13 protein-coding genes and 7 pseudogenes are annotated in these 17,684 nt (G+C 64.4%); 6 read left to right on the top strand and 14 right to left on the bottom strand.

Annotated elements, in window-relative coordinates:
* Nucleotides 1–94 precede the first annotated feature (94 nt).
* Both AC0IX7_RS02670 and AC0IX7_RS02665 read right to left on the bottom strand, forming a co-directional pair.
* A complete protein-coding gene (locus AC0IX7_RS02670; protein ID WP_471810386.1) occupies nt 95–658 on the bottom strand; it encodes a hypothetical protein in 564 nt (187 codons plus the stop codon).
* A 193-nt stretch (nt 659–851) separates the two neighbouring features.
* Nucleotides 852–1,349, bottom strand: coding sequence for a DUF488 domain-containing protein (locus AC0IX7_RS02665; protein ID WP_471810384.1), 498 nt, complete (start codon nt 1,347–1,349; stop codon nt 852–854).
* A 119-nt stretch (nt 1,350–1,468) separates the two neighbouring features.
* Here AC0IX7_RS02665 and AC0IX7_RS02660 point away from each other — a divergent pair, with 119 nt between their 5' ends.
* On the top strand, nt 1,469–2,008 hold the full coding sequence (locus tag AC0IX7_RS02660; protein WP_471810382.1) for a pseudouridine synthase: 540 nt from the start codon (nt 1,469–1,471) through the stop codon (nt 2,006–2,008).
* A 932-nt stretch (nt 2,009–2,940) separates the two neighbouring features.
* Here AC0IX7_RS02660 and rplS read toward each other — a convergent pair.
* The 4 genes and pseudogenes from rplS to AC0IX7_RS02640 form a co-directional block, all read right to left on the bottom strand.
* On the bottom strand, nt 2,941–3,333 hold the full coding sequence (rplS, locus tag AC0IX7_RS02655) for a 50S ribosomal protein L19 (RefSeq protein ID WP_055878492.1): 393 nt from the start codon (nt 3,331–3,333) through the stop codon (nt 2,941–2,943).
* A 25-nt stretch (nt 3,334–3,358) separates the two neighbouring features.
* A pseudogene (gene trmD / locus AC0IX7_RS02650) lies at nt 3,359–4,058 on the bottom strand (tRNA (guanosine(37)-N1)-methyltransferase TrmD); the annotation flags it as partial.
* Nucleotides 4,055–4,438 carry a PIN domain-containing protein gene (locus tag AC0IX7_RS02645; protein ID WP_471810380.1) on the bottom strand — a complete coding sequence of 128 codons (384 nt, stop codon included), beginning with the start codon at nt 4,436–4,438 and terminating at the stop codon, nt 4,055–4,057. The gene AC0IX7_RS02645 and the pseudogene trmD, both read right to left, overlap by 4 nt.
* Entirely contained in the window at nt 4,431–4,703 is a 273-nt protein-coding gene (locus AC0IX7_RS02640) for an AbrB/MazE/SpoVT family DNA-binding domain-containing protein (RefSeq protein ID WP_471810378.1), read from the bottom strand. Before AC0IX7_RS02640 ends, AC0IX7_RS02645 begins: the two co-directional genes overlap by 8 nt.
* Before the next feature lie 82 nt (nt 4,704–4,785).
* Between AC0IX7_RS02640 and AC0IX7_RS02635 the strand changes: the two are divergent.
* Nucleotides 4,786–5,690, top strand: a pseudogene (locus AC0IX7_RS02635) (NAD(P)/FAD-dependent oxidoreductase).
* Nucleotides 5,691–5,754: 64 nt separating this feature from the next.
* On the opposite strand, the gene rimM reads toward AC0IX7_RS02635, so the two are convergent.
* The 3 genes and pseudogenes from rimM to ffh form a co-directional block, all read right to left on the bottom strand.
* Complete coding sequence (rimM, locus tag AC0IX7_RS02630) at nt 5,755–6,255, bottom strand: ribosome maturation factor RimM (RefSeq protein ID WP_471813700.1); 501 nt, start codon at nt 6,253–6,255, stop codon at nt 5,755–5,757.
* A 350-nt stretch (nt 6,256–6,605) separates the two neighbouring features.
* Nucleotides 6,606–7,052, bottom strand: a complete 447-nt coding sequence (rpsP, locus tag AC0IX7_RS02625) for a 30S ribosomal protein S16 (protein WP_187504196.1) — start codon at nt 7,050–7,052, stop codon at nt 6,606–6,608.
* 122 nt (nt 7,053–7,174) lie between these two features.
* Nucleotides 7,175–8,722 (bottom strand): annotated as a pseudogene (ffh, locus tag AC0IX7_RS02620) (signal recognition particle protein).
* 317 nt (nt 8,723–9,039) lie between these two features.
* On the opposite strand from ffh, the gene AC0IX7_RS02615 reads away from it, so the two are divergent.
* From AC0IX7_RS02615 to AC0IX7_RS02600, 4 genes and pseudogenes are all read left to right on the top strand, one after another.
* Nucleotides 9,040–10,584, top strand: a complete 1,545-nt coding sequence (locus AC0IX7_RS02615) for a putative bifunctional diguanylate cyclase/phosphodiesterase (protein ID WP_471810376.1) — start codon at nt 9,040–9,042, stop codon at nt 10,582–10,584.
* 398 nt (nt 10,585–10,982) lie between these two features.
* Nucleotides 10,983–12,229 (top strand): annotated as a pseudogene (gene mtaB, locus AC0IX7_RS02610) (tRNA (N(6)-L-threonylcarbamoyladenosine(37)-C(2))-methylthiotransferase MtaB).
* Nucleotides 12,226–13,159, top strand: a pseudogene (ftsY, locus tag AC0IX7_RS02605) (signal recognition particle-docking protein FtsY). Before mtaB ends, ftsY begins: the two co-directional pseudogenes overlap by 4 nt.
* Before the next feature lie 213 nt (nt 13,160–13,372).
* Complete coding sequence (locus tag AC0IX7_RS02600) at nt 13,373–13,951, top strand: septation protein A (RefSeq protein ID WP_471813698.1); 579 nt, start codon at nt 13,373–13,375, stop codon at nt 13,949–13,951.
* Nucleotides 13,952–14,066: 115 nt separating this feature from the next.
* Here the strand turns inward: AC0IX7_RS02600 and AC0IX7_RS02595 are convergent, their stop codons facing one another.
* The 5 genes and pseudogenes from AC0IX7_RS02595 to AC0IX7_RS02575 form a co-directional block, all read right to left on the bottom strand.
* The gene (locus AC0IX7_RS02595) at nt 14,067–14,504 is read right to left on the bottom strand and encodes a superoxide dismutase (RefSeq protein WP_471810374.1); all 438 of its coding nucleotides are present in this window, start codon (nt 14,502–14,504) and stop codon (nt 14,067–14,069) included.
* 100 nt (nt 14,505–14,604) lie between these two features.
* Nucleotides 14,605–14,682, bottom strand: a pseudogene (locus AC0IX7_RS02590) (superoxide dismutase); the annotation flags it as partial.
* Between the two features lie 47 nt (nt 14,683–14,729).
* Nucleotides 14,730–15,761, bottom strand: a complete 1,032-nt coding sequence (locus AC0IX7_RS02585) for a TonB family protein (RefSeq protein WP_471810372.1) — start codon at nt 15,759–15,761, stop codon at nt 14,730–14,732.
* 235 nt (nt 15,762–15,996) lie between these two features.
* Nucleotides 15,997–16,792, bottom strand: a pseudogene (locus AC0IX7_RS02580) (SDR family NAD(P)-dependent oxidoreductase).
* A 15-nt stretch (nt 16,793–16,807) separates the two neighbouring features.
* The gene (locus AC0IX7_RS02575) at nt 16,808–17,572 is read right to left on the bottom strand and encodes an SDR family oxidoreductase (protein WP_471810370.1); all 765 of its coding nucleotides are present in this window, start codon (nt 17,570–17,572) and stop codon (nt 16,808–16,810) included.
* Between the last annotated feature and the right edge of the window lie 112 nt (nt 17,573–17,684).

Here is a 17,684-nt window from a genome sequence, read left to right as displayed (position 1 = left end):
GATCGAACGAACGGGCCGCGGTGGAAACACCGCGGCCTTTTTGCACATATGCCGCCGACAAACTTACGTTAGATCAAATGCTTTCTCGAATAGGTTATAACAGGCTCTGCTGCATGGGCGCAGGAGCGACCTGAACAATCCCGTTGATGAGCCATTGATCTAAACGTCGCTTATGCGTTCCCATCGCGAGCACGATGCCCCTCGCCGGTAATTCGACACCAAATTTATGCTGCATCCAGTCCAGCGCCTTCGCCTCTGACTGAAATTCAGCGCGTCTGCGAAGAAAAGTGGCTTCGGTTTCCCAGTCTTGGCAAGTACCCGTATGAAGCCCGTCGTCGTCGCGATACGTATATTTAAATGCAAAAGGCGACGCTTCTGATGCTACGTTTTCCGAAAGCTGAAACATATCGCCCTGCTCGCGGATGGCTTTTCGGCTAGCTAGTTCGCGCCCGACCTCCTCAACGGAACGGCGCTCAATACGGAAGTCAACGACCTCGATTTTCAGAAGAGCCAAACTACGCCCGGCAGCGGATTCGGCTTTTAGGCTGCTAACAGCGGTTCGATGTATCAACGGCCCGCGCTCTGAGGCGGGCAAACTGCCGATAATCTCAATAGAACGATCGTCGACGCGCCGACTTTCAGATCGGCGATCTACCACTGCACGCGGTAGTCGCCATCGATACCGAATTCGGTCCCAGCGCCGAAATTTTTGCCTCTCTTCGAGGTACCGAAATGACACGGGGTAAAGTCGAACCCAGGCGCCGTTTCTATCTATGGCCGCGCAACAAACTGTTGCCCCATATTGCTGGCTGACTCGAGGCGCAGCCTTGATGACTACGAAAGCTTCTCCATCAGCATGCTCCAGCGTGCCGCTCGGCTCCATCAGCGATCTTCCCCCCAGATCGCGCCAAGGGCTGAACGCCAATGTGCTTGATCTCAAACGATCCTAGCTTCTGGAGACCATCGCACAAGAGTTGTCGATGGCATTGCTTGTGATTTCTTTCATAGCAAAGGAGAACGCAGCGCTCCGATGCCAGAGTCGCGACCAAATTATTTAGCTCATCTTTTGCAGCAGTCGTCTCCATATGGGCTGCAAAAATTTGCTTGAATTCATCATGACGTCCGGCGCGCGCTGCATCGCGCCCCGGTTTGGGATCACCAAGGCGCTTCCTATGTTCATAAGCGATATTTTCGTTCTGAAGCGCAGCGGCAAGAATGTTTTTTGAAAATCCTGGACGTCTCGACTGCGGCAGTTCACGAACGTCAACGACACGCTGAATACCCGCCTGATGCAGGGTCGCAAGGAAGTCCGCGAGCGACGCGCCTTCATAGCCGATCGTATAAATCATGGTCATGTGGCGTCCGTATCATCCAACCTAGTCAAAAATGTGAAGCGCTTTCTCGCAAAGCGCTATCCATGAAATAGCATCGTACTCGACCCCGCTATCAGCGTCGCCCTAAAGGGCACATGACTCGGGTAATCCTGTTCAACAAACCGTACGACGTGCTCAGCCAGTTCACCGATGTGAACAGTCCGACCCCGCGCGCGACGCTGTCGCAGTTCGTCGATGTGCCGGGCGTCTATCCGGCGGGGCGGCTCGACCGCGATAGCGAAGGGCTGTTGCTGCTGACCGACGACGGTCGCCTCCAGGCGCGGATCGCGGACCCGAAGTTCAAGCTGCCGAAAACCTATCTCGTGCAGATCGAGGGCGATGCCGATCCCGCCGCGCTCGACCGGTTGCGACAGGGCGTCGTGCTGAAGGACGGCCCTGCCCGCGCCGACGTCGAGCGGATCGACGCGCCCGACCTCTGGCCGCGCGTGCCGCCGATCCGGGTCCGCGCGAGCATCCCCGATTGCTGGCTGAAGATAACCATCCGCGAAGGCCGCAACCGGCAAGTCCGCCGCATGACCGCGGCGATCGACCACCCGACGCTGCGGCTGGTCCGGTGGAGCATCGGCGAGTGGACGCTGGCTGATCTGGCGCCGGGCGCGTGGCGCGACGTCTGACGGGCGGTTGAGGCGGACGTGCGGGCGCCTGCGAGCCATCTGAGGCGCTTACGGCCCGCCAAGACACGCCCTTCGGACGGCAGCGTTCGTGACGACAAGCGAAACGCCTCCCCACCCCGCCGTCATCCTGACGAAAGTCAGGACCCAGGGTCACGAACGCCGCGCTGCCTGGCTCTGGGTCCTGACTTTCGTCAGGATGACGGGCTGGGGGTTACGTCCTGCCCGACCAACGATCGTCATTCCCGCGGAGGCGGGAACCAAACTGGCTGGCCTCGCAGTATGATCAAGAACCCCCGAGGATATGGATCCCCGCCTGCGCGGCGACGACGACGCATTGCGGGATGCGGAATGCGTTTGGGTGAAAGGTATAACTCCCTCCCCTTCAGGGGAGGGTCGGGGTGGGGCAGTCCCCCAAGAGGCGATCCGCGTGGCAGGCGCCGCCCTCCAACGAACGGCAACCCCAATCCCCGAGCAAAGCGTGTTCCCCGCGAAGGCGGGGCCCAGACTGGACTCCCGCCTTCGCGGGAGAACAAGGAAGCGGAAGTCGTCTGCGCAGGAATGCGCGTCCCTGTCCGCCCAAAAACCGCCTCCCACGCCCAAGGACAGAAGAGGAGCGCAGACACCACGGCCACCTCACGCCAAAATGCTAATCAACTGTCCTACACGCCAGCAAAAGCGCACCGTCGCCGGATGCCAGCGAACGCCCCTTCAACCGCGACACCGCCCCCACACCCCTACGCCACAGCCGCGACGAAAATGCTTCCCAGCGTCTATACTTCCTATACTTCCGCACTGCAGCATAAACGCACGCTGCGCAGAAACCACAGCACTTCCAACCACTTGCCGCCCCAACCAGCCCCCACCCCGCGCACAACGAAAAAGGGCGCGGGGACCATCGCCCCGCGCCCTTCCTCAACTCTAGCAGGTTCCGATTACTCGGCCGCTGCGGTGCCCTTGGCGGGGCGCGTGTCGCGGCGCTCGGCGATACGCGCTGCCTTGCCGGTGCGGCCACGCAGGTAATACAGCTTGGCGCGACGCACGGCGCCCTTGCGGACGACTTCGATCGAATCGACGTTCGGCGAGTAGAGCGGGAAGACGCGCTCGACGCCCTCGCCGAAGCTCATCTTCCGCACGGTGAAGTTCGAGCCCATGCCCTTGTTCGAGCGCGCGATGCACACGCCCTCGTAGTTCTGAATACGCGTGCGCTCGCCTTCGACGACCTTCACGCCGACCTTGAGCGTATCGCCGGGGCGGAAATCGGGGATCGTCTTGTTGGCCAGGAACTTCGCGATGTTCTCGGCTTCGATCGTCTGCAACAGGTTCATGTCTCGTCCTCGTGTCGCTGCGCGCCGAGGGCGACTGGACCCGAGCACCCTCATGGCGCTCCCAAGGTCCGGTCGCCGTGACCGTGTATCGATCTCCGCACGGCGTTTGCGCCATGCCGCGATCTTCGCATGATCCCCCGATCGCAGCACCTGCGGGATCGTGCGCCCTTCCCATGATTGAGGTCGGGTATAATGCGGATATTCGAGCAGCCCCGTTTCGAAGCTCTCGTCATCCCCACTAGAAGCCGCGCCCATTACGCCGGGCAGCAGCCGAATGCAAGCATCGAGCAGCACCAGCGCGCCCATCTCGCCGCCCGACAGGATGTAGTCGCCGATCGAGACCTCCTCGATCTCCCGCGCCTCGAACAGCCGCTCGTCGAACCCCTCGAACCGGCCGCAGAGAATGGTGACGCCGGGGCCCTGCGCAAGCTCGCGGACCCGCTCCTGGGTCAGCGGCTTCCCCCGAGGAGTCATGGCCAGCACCGGCCGCCCATCCGCAACGCTGTCGATCGCCGAGGCTACCACGTCGGCCCGCAGCACCATCCCGGCCCCGCCCCCGCCGGCGTATCGTCCACCGACTTGTGCTTGTCCGTCGCAAAGTCCCGTATCTGCACCGGCGAGCAAGACCACCGCCCCTCCCCCAGCGCGCGCCCGGCAAGCGACGTCCCCAGCGGCCCCGGAAACATCTCCGGATACAGCGTCAATATCGTGGCAGCGAAAGTCACAGCGTCCAATTCTCTATGCGAAGGCCCGCCACGTCGGCGAAGTCTTCGGCGTTGTTCGTAACGAGGGTCAGGCCGAGTGCGAGCGCATGCCCCGCGATCAGCCGGTCGAACTTGCCGCGTTTGAACGGCACGGTCCCGTACGCGCTCGCGGCGGCGATATCGAACGGCAGCACCGTTATCAGACCGAATAGCCGCCGAGCACTTTCTATCTGCACGCGATCCTCAGGCTCGATGCCACGCATGACTTCGGCAAAGGCAATCGCGGACGTAACCAGTTCACCCGGATCGCAACTTTCGACGTGCTCTCGTGCACGCTTCGAAACGCCCTTCAGCAGATATATCAGAATGTTCGAGTCGAGCAGGAAGCGTGGCTCACTCATGCTTGAGCAACGCTCCGGTCCAGTCGAGATCACGCGGCTCCATGATCCGATCCTCCTCGGTCAGCAATTTCAGTCCGGGGATCGAACCGTAGATACCAGTCAGGTCGATTTTCTTGCGCTCTGTCACGATCGGCTCGACGACGAACCGACCATACTCCTCACGGACCATCATCTCACGCCCCTCCTCAATGCCAAGCCCCTTCGGCAGCCGCAGCGCGACCGAGTTGCCCGACTTGAACGTCTTGGCGCGGTATTCCTTCGTCATGACATCCTCCGTATATACGCAGTGTATATACATCGCTGTAAATCTCAAGGAACAATTACGCTTGCGAAACGCTCGCGGGGGCATGGACGATTGCATCATCATCGGCGCCGGCCCGGCAGGGCTGACCGCGGCCATCTATCTCGCGCGGTTCCACCTCTCGATCCGGCTGTTCGACTGCGGCAGCAGCCGCGCGGCGCTGATCCCGTGCACGCATAACCATGCGGGGTATCCCGAAGGCATCCGCGGCACGGAGCTACTAGCGCGGATGCTGGCGCAGGCGGAAAAATATGGCGCGGTCCGCGAAGGTGCGCGGGTGAACGCGATCGAGGTGGACGACGATGGGTTCACGGTGCGGATCGGCGATCGGCGGGCCCGGGCGCGGAGCGTCCTGCTCGCGACCGGCGTGGTCAACAACCGCCCCGACATGCCCGATGCGATCCACGACGAGGCGCTCGAGGCTGGCCTGTTCCGCTATTGCCCGATCTGCGACGGTTATGAGGTAACCGACAAGCGCGTCGGGGTGATAGGCACAGGCGGCCACGGCATGCGCGAGGCACTGTTCCTGCGCGGCTACACGAAGGACGTGACGCTGATCGCGCCCGAGGGTGGCCATGACCTCGATCCCGCATGCGAGGCGGCGCTCGACGATGCCGGGATCGTCCGAGTGGGCGGTCCCTGCGGCAATTATGCGATCGAGGGGACAGGCTCGCGCTCGACACGGTCGAGGGCCGCATGGCGTTCGACAGCGTCTATCCGGCGCTAGGCTCGGTGATCCGATCGGAACTCGCCGTTGCGGCGGGTGCGAGCGCTTCCGAGGATGGCTGCCTGGAGGTGGACTCGCATCAGCGGACGTCGATCCCCGGGCTATTCGCCGCCGGTGACGTCGTGAAGGGTCTGGACCAGATCAGCCATGCGATGGGCGAGGCCGGCGTCGCCGCCACGACGATCCGCAACATGCTCGCCCAACAGAAGCCTTTGCGAAGATAGGCAGATTGTTTCCCGCAAAGGCAGGGACCCAGACTGGGCTCCTGCCTTCGCGGGAGAACAAGACTTAATCGGCGGCGAACGAGGCCTCTACGACGAGCCTTTCCGCATTCCACTCGGGGACTGCTTCGACACGCATCGGGACCATGAAGCGCTTGCCGGGCTTGTCGTCCACCGGTAGGCGTTCGATCTCGATCACGTCGCCCGCGCCGAAATTGTCGATCGCGACTACGCGACCGATCGCTTCGCCATCCGTCGACACCACGTCCAGCCCGATCACGTCGGTATGATAATATTCACCATCCTCAAGCGGCGGCAACGATGCGCGCGGCACAGTCAGCTCAGTACCGCGCATCGCCTCTGCAGCGTTACGATCAGCGACCTCGGCGAAGCGCGCGATCATGCCGTTGTTGCCGCTCCGCGCGGACTTCAGCGACAGCGCGCCGTTGTTGAAGCTCTTATAGCTCCCGAAATTCTCGGCGAAGACCTTGAGCCGCACTTCGCCACCGATGCCGTGGGCACCGATGACGACGGCGAGCGTCACTTCATCCTTGCGCGGAGCCTTCATCGCGGCCGGGGTGTCGTCGGAGCCTTCGGCGGGGTCGTCGGCGGAGACGCCTTGGTTGGTGGCATCTTCGATGTCCTCGGGTGCTGGGGCTGTGCGGGGGTCGGATTCGGGGGCCATCATGCGCTCCTTTTCGGGGGTACCGAGAGGAGAACGCATGACGCGCCGATCGGGTGCGGTTGGCTACCCGTAGTAGGAACGGGAGAAGCTTCCCGCCCTTCGTCACCCCGGGCTTGTTCCGGGGTCCACTGTTCCGCGTACCCAATGCTCTCGGATTCACGGACGAGTGGATGCCGGAACAAGCCCGGCATGACGGAGAAGAGGCGGAGGGACCAAGCCCCCGCCCCCGAATATTACGAAGCGCTCGTAGCGTCTTCGATTTCAGCAGCGGCGACCTGCTCGGTCTCTTCGTTGCTGCCGGTCGCAGGTGCAGCCTTTGCAGCCGCTTCGGCCTCGGCAGCTTCGGCCGCCTTGGTCGCACGCTCTTCAGCGCGCTCGGTGGCCTTCTCGCCGGGCTTGCCCTTGTTCGGGTTGTTGCGTGCCGAACGCTCGAGCACGCCAGCCTGGTCGAGGAAGCGCGCGACGCGGTCGGTCGGCTGCGCGCCGACACTCAGCCAATGCTTCGCGCGGTCGGCGTCGAGCTGCACGCGCTGCTCGTTGTCCTTGGCGAGGAGCGGGTTGTAGTTGCCGATCTTCTCGATGAAGCGGCCATCACGCGGGCTGCGCGCATCGGCAACGACGATCTTGTAATAAGGACGCTTCTTGGAGCCACCGCGCGCGAGGCGAATGTTGATTGCCATGTCGTAATTCCTTCTTGGATTTCGTCACCCCAGCGAACGCTGGGGTCTTGTGGTTGTCAGGTCCCTCGCCTTCACCGGGAGATCTCAGCTTTCGCTGGGATGACGGTCAGGGGTTGGGTTGGTTATTTCTTCTTCAGAAAATCGTCGAAACCGGCCGGCATCTGCGGCATCTTGGGGCCACCGAGCCCCGGAAGCCCGCCGCCGGACGAACCGCCCGGCAGGCCACCAGCGCCAGCCTTGTTGAGCATGTCGCCCATCTGCGGCCCGCCGATCGCATTGCCGATCCCGCCGAGACCGCCGCCAAGGCCGCCCTTGCCGAGCATCGCCATCATGCCCTTCATGCCGCCCATCTTCTTGATCTTCTTCATGGCGGTCGACATTTCGAGGTGCATTTTCAGCAGCTTGTTGACTTCCTGCACGGTCGTCCCGGAACCCTTGGCGATGCGGATCTTGCGCTTGGCGTTGATCAGTTCGGGCTTGTTGCGCTCCTTGATCGTCATCGAGCCGATCATCGCGTCCATGTGCACGAGCACCTTTTCGCCACCGACCGACGCGACCGCGCCCTGCGCCTTCTTCATGCCGGGGATCATGCCCGCCAGCGCGCCGAGCCCGCCCATCCGCTGCATCTGCGCCAGCTGGGCGCGCAGGTCGTTCATGTCGAACTGACCCTTGGCCATCTTGGCGGCCATCCGCTCGGCGTCTTCCTGCTGGATGAGACTCCGCGGCGCGCTCGACCAGGCTGACGACGTCGCCCATGCCGAGGATACGGCCGGCGACGCGTTCTGGGTGGAATGACTCGAGCGCGTCGAGCTTCTCGCCGGTCCCTGCAAACTTGATAGGCTTGCCGGTGACCGCGCGCATCGACAGCGCCGCGCCGCCGCGCGCATCGCCGTCCATGCGGGTCAGCACGATACCCGTCAGCGGCACCTGGTCGGAGAAGTTCTGCGCGACGTTGACCGCGTCCTGACCGGTCAGCGAGTCGACGACCAGCAGGATCTCGGCCGGGTTCGCAACGTCGGCGACCGCCTTCATCTCGTCCATCAACGCCTGGTCGACATGGAGTCGGCCGGCTGTGTCGAGCATCAGGACGTCATAGCCCTGGAGCTTGGCCGCCTGCATCGCGCGACGGGCGATATCGACCGGCTGCTGGCCGGCCACGATCGGCAGCGTCGCGACCTCGATCTGCGTGCCGAGCGTTGCCAACTGCTCCTGCGCGTTCGGGCGATTGACGTCGAGCGACGCCATCAGCACCTTTTGCGCTCGCGACTGCCCTGTCCAAAATTGGCCTGCCCCGCCGCCAGCCGTTTGGCGATCTTGGCGGTCGTGGTCGTCTTGCCCGAACCCTGAAGGCCGACCATCATGATGACGGCCGGCGGGGTAACGCCCAGCTCCAGCTCCGAGGCTTCGGAACCGAGCATCTCGACCAGCGCATCGCTGACGATCTTGACGACCTGCTGGCCCGGCGTGACCGAGCGCAGGACGTTTTGGCCGATCGCCTTCTCGGTCGCCTTGTCGACGAACTCGCGTGCGACGGGCAGCGCGACGTCGGCTTCGAGAAGCGCGACGCGTACCTCGCGCATCGCCGAACGCACGTCCGCTTCGGTCAGCGCACCCCGGCCGCGAAGGCGGTCGAAGACGCCGCCAAGTCGATCGCTCAGGCTTTCGAACATCGAAATACTCCCTATCACCGTCGCCAAACGCAAAAGCGCCGGCGGGCGAAACCTCGCCGGCCAGCGTGCATCCTTGGATGCTCGTCATATGCGCTCCGTAACGGAACGTGGCGGGTCCACTACTGGAAGTGGGGTGGAAGTGCAAGACGGGTCCCGACTTGCCCCATTTCCTCGGTCAAGCCGGAACAAGCCCGGCATGACAGATGCGCGCAACCAATCGCGTCTGTGCCACGCCCTGCCCCGCGCTAACGCCGCCTTAACACCTCCTACACTTCTCGCATGGCACACCGGCAACCAATCAAGGACCGGACATCCACATGACCGCAAAGTCGGCGGCGACGCGTTCGCCCCGCAACATCAGTCGGGAATTCATGACCGGCGCCGTGACGGGCGCCGCCATTCTGCTGTTCGTCGGCACCGGCGGTACGGTGCTCGTCAAGGCGCTGGCGAACCTGCACGGCAGCAACGCGGTAATCGACCGGACATTGATTGCCACGATGCTGCTCAATATCTCGCTGATCCTGTTCGGCTGGTTCCGCTACCGAGCGCTGGCCGAGGAACTGAGCGACCTGACCGAAGCCGGCCACCGTGCGCAGGCCCTGGCGCAGCGCGATCCGCTGACCGGCCTCCTCAACCGTCGCAGCCTGTCCGAGGACGGCGCGACCTTGTTCGCCAGCGCCCGCCGCCGCGGAAAGGCGATGGCCATGCTGACGATCGACGTGGATCATTTCAAAAGCGTCAACGACCTGCACGGCTATGCGGTCGGCGACCTGCTGCTCGCCTATGTCGCCGAGACGATCGCGGCGATTGCGCCCGGCGCCAGCCTGCTCGCGCGGCTTGGCGCGGATGAGTTCGCCTGCGCGTTCGTGTTCGATTCCGCGCACAAGAACGTTGCCGATCGGATCGCCGAACGCATGGTCGCCGGCCTCGCGCTCCCGTTCCGCAGCAACGGCGTCGAGATCCATATGAGCGTGTCGATCGGTATCGCGCGCTCGGACTTCGACTGCGCCTCGGTCGACGGGTTGTTGCGTAACGCCGACATCGCGCTCCACGCCGCCAAGACCGCGGGGCGCGGCCGGCATGCCTGGTTCGATCGCTCGATGGAACGCTCGCTGCAACTGCGCGGAGAACTCGAAGCGGGCCTGCGCCATGCGATCCCCGCGGAGGAAATCGTCCCTTATTTCGAGCAGCAGGTCGACCTGACCACCGGCCGCATTACCGGCTTCGAAGTCCTCGCACGCTGGGAACACCCGACACGCGGCACGATCGCCCCGGACGTCTTCATTCCCATCGCCGAGGAGATCGGGCTGATCGGAGAGCTCTCGCTGTCGATCATGCGCCAGGCATTCGCCGCCGCGCGCGACTGGGACGCGGCCCTCAGCCTGTCGGTCAACGTCTCGCCGCTGCAACTGCGCGACGCATGGCTCGCACAGAAGATCATCAAGACGCTGGTCGAGACGGGCTTCCCCGCCAGCCGGCTCGAAATCGAGATCACCGAGACCGCGTTGTTCGACAATCTCCCGCTCGCGCAGTCGATCGTCGGGAGCCTGAAAAACCAGGGCATCCGCCTCGCCCTCGACGATTTCGGTACCGGCTATTCGAGCTTGGCGCATCTGAGGGCGCTGCCCTTCGATCGGATCAAGATCGACAAGAGTTTCGTCACCTCTATCCTGGACAACCCCGAGAGCATGGCGATCGTGAACACGATCGTGCGGCTGGGGACAGCCTCAACCTGCCCACGACCGCAGAAGGGATCGAGGACGCCGCGATCGAGGAACGCCTGCGTGCGATCGGATGCGCGAAAGGCCAGGGGTATCTGTACGGGCGACCGCTCGGCACGGCACAGGTCCGGCGCTTGCTAGCGGAAAAGCGGCTCCTGGCACAGCGCCCAGACCGCGATGCGCCACCACCGCGAGGGATTGCGCCTCGATTGGCGAGCTGACTGCGAGCACTGTGCCCCATCTACCAAGCACCACCCCGGCGGAGGCCGGAGCCCAATTGGAAAGGTCGCAGTAACCGCGGATAGGCCGTAGTTAGCAACGATCCCCAACTGGGCCCCGGCCTTCGCCGGGGTGGTGTGGGTGAAGGCCCACTCCCAATCTGTTCTCCCGCGAAGGCGGGAGCCCAGGACCAAGCAGCGCTCCGTTTGATACCCTGGGCTCCTGCATCCGCAGGAGAACGGCGGTGGACAGCCGGGCATTTCCCACAGACCACAAACCGCAAAGCGTGGACTTCCCCCGCCCCTCCTAAATCGCGCCCCATGTCATCCGCCCCCGCGCCAGAGGTCATCAGCCTCGGCTGCCGCCTCAACATCGCCGAAAGCGAGACCATCCGCGCGCTCGTCGCCGGGCGGGACATGGTCGTGGTCAACAGCTGCGCGGTCACCAACGCGGCGGTTAAGGCGACGCGGGTGGCGATCCGCCGCGCGAAACGCGACCGCCCCGAGGCACAGATCGTCGTCACAGGATGCGCCGCGCAGATCGACCCCGCCAGCTTCGCCGCCATGCCCGAAGTCGACCGCGTCGTCGGCAACGCCGACAAGCTCACGTCGCAAGCTTGGCAGACCGAAGCCCCGGTCGTCGTCTCCGACATCATGCAGGTCCGCGAGACCGCCCCCATCTCGCCGCCAGCTTCTCCGCGCACGCCCGCGCCTTCGTCGAGGTCCAGAACGGCTGCGACCATCGCTGCACGTTCTGCGCGATCCCGTTCGGCCGCGGGCCAAGCCGCTCGGTCCCCGCCGGCGCGGTCGTCGGAAGGATCGCCCACCTTGTCGACGCCGGCCACCGCGAGATCGTCCTCACCGGCGTCGACCTCACCAGTTACGGTCCCGACCTTCCCGGCGCACCGACGCTAGGCCAGCTCGTCGAACGCATCCTGCACCACGTGCCAAAGATCGAACGCCTGCGCCTGTCCTCGCTTGACGGCATCGAGATTGACGACCACCTCTTCGCGCTGCTCACGGGCGAAGCGCGCATCATGCCGCATGTCCATCTCTCGCTCCAGGCCGGCGACGACATGATCCTCAAGCGCATGAAGCGCCGCCACTCGCGCGCCGAAAGCGTCGCGCTGGTCGAACGCCTGAAGACCGCCCGCCCCGATATCGCGATCGGCGCAGACCTGATCGCCGGCTTCCCGACCGAGGACGCGGCGATGTTCGCCAACACGCTTGCGCTGATCGACGACTGCCACATCGTCCACCCGCACATCTTCCCCTATTCGCCGCGCGCCGCCACCCCTGCCGCGCGGATGCCGCAAGTCGAACCCGAAGTCCGCCGCCAACGCGCCGCCCTACTCCGCCAAGCCGGCGAAACGGCAAGAGCGAACTGGCTCCAAACACTGGTAGAAACCTCGCAGGACGTACTCGTCGAACGCCCCGGCGACCGCGGCCATATCGGCAATTTCGCAGAAGTCGTACTGGACGAACCCGCCTTACCCGGCGACATCGTCCGCATCACGATCACCGGCGCCGACGGCAATCGCCTCAGCGCAACACGAGAACCATCATGAGCACCACCCCAACCTGGCACGACAAACTGATCGGCGGCTTCAAGCGCACCTCCGACCGGCTCGTCGGCAACCTCGCCGGCCTCGGCGGCGCGCGGCTCGACAACGCGACGCTCGACGACATCGAGGAAGCGCTGATCGCCTCTGATCTCGGCCCCGAGACCGCCGGCCGCATCCGCCACCGCCTCGCCGAGGGCAGCTTCGAGCGCAACATGGAGGAGCTCGGGATCCGCGTTATCGTCGCGGAGGAGGTCGAGAAGGTGCTCGCCACGGTTGCCAAGCCGATCGAGATCGACGCCTTCCCGCGCCCGCAGGTGATCCTCGTCATCGGCGTCAACGGATCGGGCAAGACCACCACTATCGCCAAGCTCGCGCATCTGCTGATGGAGCAGGACTACGGCGTGATGCTGGCCGCGGGCGACACCTTCCGCGCCGCCGCGATCGGCCAGCTCCGCACCTGGGCGGAGCGCGTCGGCGTGCCGATCGTGACTGGCCCCGAGGGCGGGGACGCGGCGGGCGTGGTCTGGGATGCGGTCAAGAAGGCGACCGAAACCGGCATCGACGTGCTGATCGTCGACACCGCCGGCCGCCTCCAGAACAAGCGCGAACTGATGGACGAACTGGCGAAAATTCGCCGCGTCCTCGGCCGCATCAATCCCGAGAGCCCGCACGACATCGTCCTCGTTCTCGATGCGACCACCGGCCAAAACGCACTCCAGCAGATCGAGGTCTTCAAGGAGGTCGCAGGCGTCACCGGCTTGGTGATGACCAAGCTCGACGGCACCGCCCGCGGCGGCGTTCTCGTTGCGGCGGCAGAAATACGGCCTGCCGATACACGCGATCGGGATCGGCGAGGGCATGACCGACCTGCGGCCGTTCGATGCGAACGAGGTCAGCCGGATCATCGCCGGGGTCGAGAGCGTTCGGAAATAACGCGCGGAACTGTCCGTCGATACGCCGCCTCGACAAGCTCGACGGCTACTCGGGACGAACGGGTGGTTGGACCCACATGCCTACCCCCATCCCGTTCGTGCCGAGTAAGGATCGAGCTTGTCGAGAGCCTGTATCGAGGTACATGCCCGCACGCACACCGCTCCGCCAGGAACCAAAAACCCAGTGACCAAGCCCCCTGTCCCCGGCCTCCGCATGGCCATCGATTATGGCCCACTCGCGATCTTCTTCGCGGTGAACTTCCTCACGCCCGGCCTGCCGATCGTCCGCGTCGTCGCCGCCACCACCGCGTTCATCATCGCCACGGTCGCGGCGATGATCGTGTCGAAGGTTAAAACCGGCCACATCTCGCCGATGCTGTGGCTGTCGGGCGCGCTGATCGTCGTGTTCGGCGGGCTCACGATTTATTTCCACGACCAGCGCTTCATCCAGATGAAGCCGACGATCATCTACGCGATGTTCGCCGCCATCCTGACCTTTGGGCTAGTCACCGGCCGCCCGCTGCTCCAGTCGCTGCTTGGCACCGCCTATCCCGGCCTCTCCGCCGATGGCTGGCGCAAGTTGACGCGCAACTGGGCGGTGTTCTTCGTGTTCATGGCAGTGCTGAACGAAGCCGTGTGGCGCAACACGACCTGGGATTTCTGGGTCGGCTTCAAGCTCTGGGGTGCGATCCCGCTGACGTTGCTGTTCGCATTCGCCAACATCCCGATGCTGTTGAAGCACGGATTGCAAACGGGCGACAAAGCCATAACCGACCTGCCGCCCGAAGGGTAATCCTGCTCCCCTCCCGCCTGCGGGAGGGGTTGGAGAAGGGCGTGCCGCACTAACCGGACGCCAGTACGGACGTCGAGCCCTCCTAGCCCCTCCCGCAAGCGGGAGGGAACTTCACTCAGCCCGCAACCTTCGCGTAGCGCTCCCCGACGACATCCCAGTTTACGATGTCCCACCAGGCCTTCAGATAGCCGGGACGGTCATTCTTGTACGTCAGGTAATAGGCGTGCTCCCACACGTCGTTGCCCAGCAACAGGGTGCCGGGCTCTTTGGCGTCGTCCATCAGCGGGTTGTCCTGGTTCGGCGTGCTCGTCACCTTCAGCTTGCCGCTCGCATCCGCGATCAGCCAAGCCCAGCCCGAGCCGAACTGTCCCGCGCCCTTGGTGTTGAACTCTTCCTTCAGCTTGTCGAGGCTGCCGAAATCGCGATCGATCGCCTCGGCCAGCTTGCCCGACGGTGTCTGGCCGTTCTTGGCCGCCATCGTCTTCCAGAAGAAGTCGTGGTTCCAGAAACCACCTCCATTGTTGCGCACCAGCGGCGGCTGCGACGAGATCATGCCGAGGATGTCCTCGATCGACTTGCCCTGCAGCGCCGAGATCCTTCTCGACGCCTTCGTTCAGCTTTGCGGTGTACGCCGCGTGATGCTTGTCGTGATGAAACTTCATCGTTTCCTGGTCGATCACCGGCTCGAGCGCGTCATAAGCGTAAGGCAGCGGTGGGAGTTCGAAAGCCATGGGGTTTCTCCTTCATGAATGGGGTCGGACGTGAAACGCCCGCGCGCTCAAATGGTCCCCACAAAGTCGTTACGCAAGCGGACCGGGTGCAATGCCTGTTGTTCAATAGGCGGGTTGCGGGGATCGAATATGACGGGCGGCGCGCCGGGCTTCCGTACGGTCGGCCCCATCCGGAAATGCACCCGGTCGATGCAGCCGGTATAGCCAGTTGCGGACGGTGCCCGCTTCGCCGCCGTCAACAACCGCACCGCCTGCTCGCCAAACTCCTCGGCGGGTTGCGCCGCGAGGACACGGACGTTGCCCGTCTGGCCCCACGGCGCGACATCGTAGCCAACCAGGGCCCATCCCTCTACCGCGCGACGCCGAAACTGCTCGGGATAGGTAAGGTTCGGCTCCACAGCCCATTCAGCTTTGGAAGGACAGGTTGCCGCGGCCGCACGGAATTTCGCTTCCTCCGGCATCGGCGGCGCCGGCATGGTCGCAGACCCGACCCAATACGGATATTGGCAGCCGATCCGGGCGCCGGGCGCGAACCGCGACTCCGTGATCGCGGTCATCGACGCCGCTTCCAGCGCCGCATTGCCGTTCCCTGCCACGGGCTTCACGTGGATAGGCTTGCCTGCCTCGTCGATGTCGAAGCCGATCATGCTCCAACTTTGCCGACCCGGTTGCTTCGGGATCGCGTCGAAATCCGGAAATGCGCGGTTGCGGACCTGCGGCGGCGGATCGTAGCAGGTGGAGCCAGTCGGCTTCACGCTCGCCCACATCTCCGCCGTCGGCGTTTGCTGGGGAAACATCGTATAGGCCATCACCGACGCCACCGGTGCGGCAGCGATAGGTTGTGGCGCGGGTACGAAAGTCAGGCTGCACGCGCTCCGCGCGGCACCGGCCGCGAACTGCCCGACCGCCAGCGCCGGTGTGAGATCCTCGCCTGCAACCACATACCCCTTCGCGACGCGTTTGATGTCCAGCGGACGACCGGTCGGATCGATCGTGAAGCTGTACGCCACTGGCTTCATGCCGATACTGGACGACCAGCCGAACGCGGGCATGACCGCCGGCGGCCGTTGGAATGCCACGGGAACACCGGCGCAGCGTATGTCCGTAGCGGTCCAGGTCACGAAGACCGGCCCGCTCGCAGGCCCAGCCGAAGGTCCGGCATGCGGGAATGGTATGCTAATTACAGGCGGCGGAACTTGCGCCGCTGCGGATACGGTCGCGGCAGGCAAAATCGACAGGACCAACCGGAACAGCCTCATCACGCATACTCCCTGTTACACGCATATCCTGTCGCTTTGCCGTTACAACCGCAAGTCAGGCGGCGGTCTTGCCGTATTCCTGCCGCGTCACCGGGTGGCTCGACGAGAGCCCCCATCGACCGCGATCGCCTGGCCGTTGACGTAGCTGGCGTCGTCGGAGGCGAGGAACAGTGCCACCTTCGCCAGTTCCTCGGGCTGCGCGCCGCGGTGGAGCGGGTTGAGGCGGCCGACGCGGTCCATCTTGTTCGCCTCGCGCGCGTAATCGAACACGGGCTTGGTCATGCCGGTCTCGGTCAGGCCGGGGCAGATCGCGTTGACGCGGACGTTCGAGCCGGTGAGTTGCTGCGCGGAGACGGCAGCGAGGTTGATGACGCCGGCCTTCGAGGCCGAATAGGCGGGCGAGCCGGCGCCCGAGCGGATGCCGGCGACGCTCGCGGTGAGGACGATAGCCCCCTTGCCCCGTTCGGCGATACGCGGCGCGGCATGCTTGATCGCGAGGAACGGGCCGATCAGGTTGACGCGCAGCACCTCGGTGATCAGCGCGACATCGGTGTCGAACAGGTTCGCCATGCCGCCCGAGATGCCCGCATTGGCGAACATCACGTCGAGTCCGCCGAAACTGTCGCACGCGAGCGCGACCGTGCGGATCACGTCCTCCTCCAGCCCGGCGTCCATCCGGATCGCGTGCGCGATGCCGCCGGCCTCGGTGATCATGTGCGCGGTCTCGTCGGCACCCTCGGTCTTGTCGGCGACGATGACCTTGCCCCTTCGCTCGCGAACAGGAGCGCGGCGGCGCGGCCGATGCCCGAACCTGCGCCGGTGACGATGATCGACTTGTTCTCGAAACGCATGGGGTTCCCTTCCGGTTAGATCGTGACGCCGCCGTCGATGACCATCGTCTGGCCGGTCATGAAGGCGCTGGCCTGCGAGGCGAGAAAGACGACCGCGCCGGCGATCTCCTCGGGTTCGCCGATCCGGCGGAGCGGCACGCTGGTGTTCGCCGCCTCGATCCGTTGCGGGTCTTCCCACAGCGCTCGCGCGAAGTCGGTCTTGATCAGACCTGGGGCGATGCAGTTCACGCGGACGTTGGACGGGCCGAACTCGACTGCGAGGTTGCGCGCGAGTTGCATGTCGGCGGCCTTGCTGATGCAATAGGCGCCGATCACCGGTGAACCGCGCAGTCCGCCGATCGACGAGATGATGATTATGCTGCCGCTGCGGCGCTCCAGCATCTCGGGCGCGACCATCTGGATCAGCCAGTGGTTGGAGACGATGTTGTTGTCGAGGATTTTGCGGAACTGGTCGTCGGCGATGCCGGCTTGGGGGCCGTAATAGGGGTTCGAGGCGGCGTTGCAGACTAGGGTGTCGATGCGGCCGAAATGGGCTCGGGTCTGGTCGACGAGGTTCTGGAGGCCAGCCTTGTCGGAAATGTTGGCGGCGATGGCGATCGCGGTGCCGTCTCCGTGCCTGGCGTTGAGTTCCGCGGCAACGGTGTCGCAGGCGTCTTGTTTCCGGCTGGAGATCACGACCTTCGCGCCGTGCTCGGCCAGTTCTCGCGCGGAGGCGAGGCCGATCCCTCGCGAGGATCCGGTAACGATGGCGACTTGTCCCGTCAGATCGAACTGCGACATCTTCTACTGCTCCCCTCCCGCATGCGGGAGGGGTCGAGGAGGGCCCGATCTTTCCGCAACGTTTCAAACCGAGGCCAGGTCAGCCCCTCCCATAAACCCTCCCGCAAGCGGG

The sequence above is a fragment of the Sphingomonas sp. AC411 genome (assembly GCF_979253035.1).
The sequence above is the reverse complement of the archived record's forward strand: the minus strand, read 5'-3'. Positions and strand labels throughout refer to the sequence as shown.

Coding starts and splice junctions, on each gene's coding strand:
- AC0IX7_RS02640 (WP_471810378.1), bottom strand. CDS start 4,703: ATGACGAAGGAATACCGCGCCAAGACGTTCAAGTCGGGCAACTCGGTC.
- AC0IX7_RS02575 (WP_471810370.1), bottom strand. CDS start 17,572: ATGTCGCAGTTCGATCTGACGGGACAAGTCGCCATCGTTACCGGATCC.
- AC0IX7_RS02660 (WP_471810382.1), top strand. CDS start 1,469: ATGACTCGGGTAATCCTGTTCAACAAACCGTACGACGTGCTCAGCCAG.
- rpsP (WP_187504196.1), bottom strand. CDS start 7,052: ATGGCAATCAACATTCGCCTCGCGCGCGGTGGCTCCAAGAAGCGTCCT.
- AC0IX7_RS02645 (WP_471810380.1), bottom strand. CDS start 4,438: ATGAGTGAGCCACGCTTCCTGCTCGACTCGAACATTCTGATATATCTG.
- AC0IX7_RS02595 (WP_471810374.1), bottom strand. CDS start 14,504: ATGATCTCGTCGCAGCCGCCGCTGGTGCGCAACAATGGAGGTGGTTTC.
- AC0IX7_RS02615 (WP_471810376.1), top strand. CDS start 9,040: ATGACCGCAAAGTCGGCGGCGACGCGTTCGCCCCGCAACATCAGTCGG.
- rimM (WP_471813700.1), bottom strand. CDS start 6,255: ATGAAGGCTCCGCGCAAGGATGAAGTGACGCTCGCCGTCGTCATCGGT.
- AC0IX7_RS02600 (WP_471813698.1), top strand. CDS start 13,373: ATGGCCATCGATTATGGCCCACTCGCGATCTTCTTCGCGGTGAACTTC.
- AC0IX7_RS02665 (WP_471810384.1), bottom strand. CDS start 1,349: ATGATTTATACGATCGGCTATGAAGGCGCGTCGCTCGCGGACTTCCTT.
- rplS (WP_055878492.1), bottom strand. CDS start 3,333: ATGAACCTGTTGCAGACGATCGAAGCCGAGAACATCGCGAAGTTCCTG.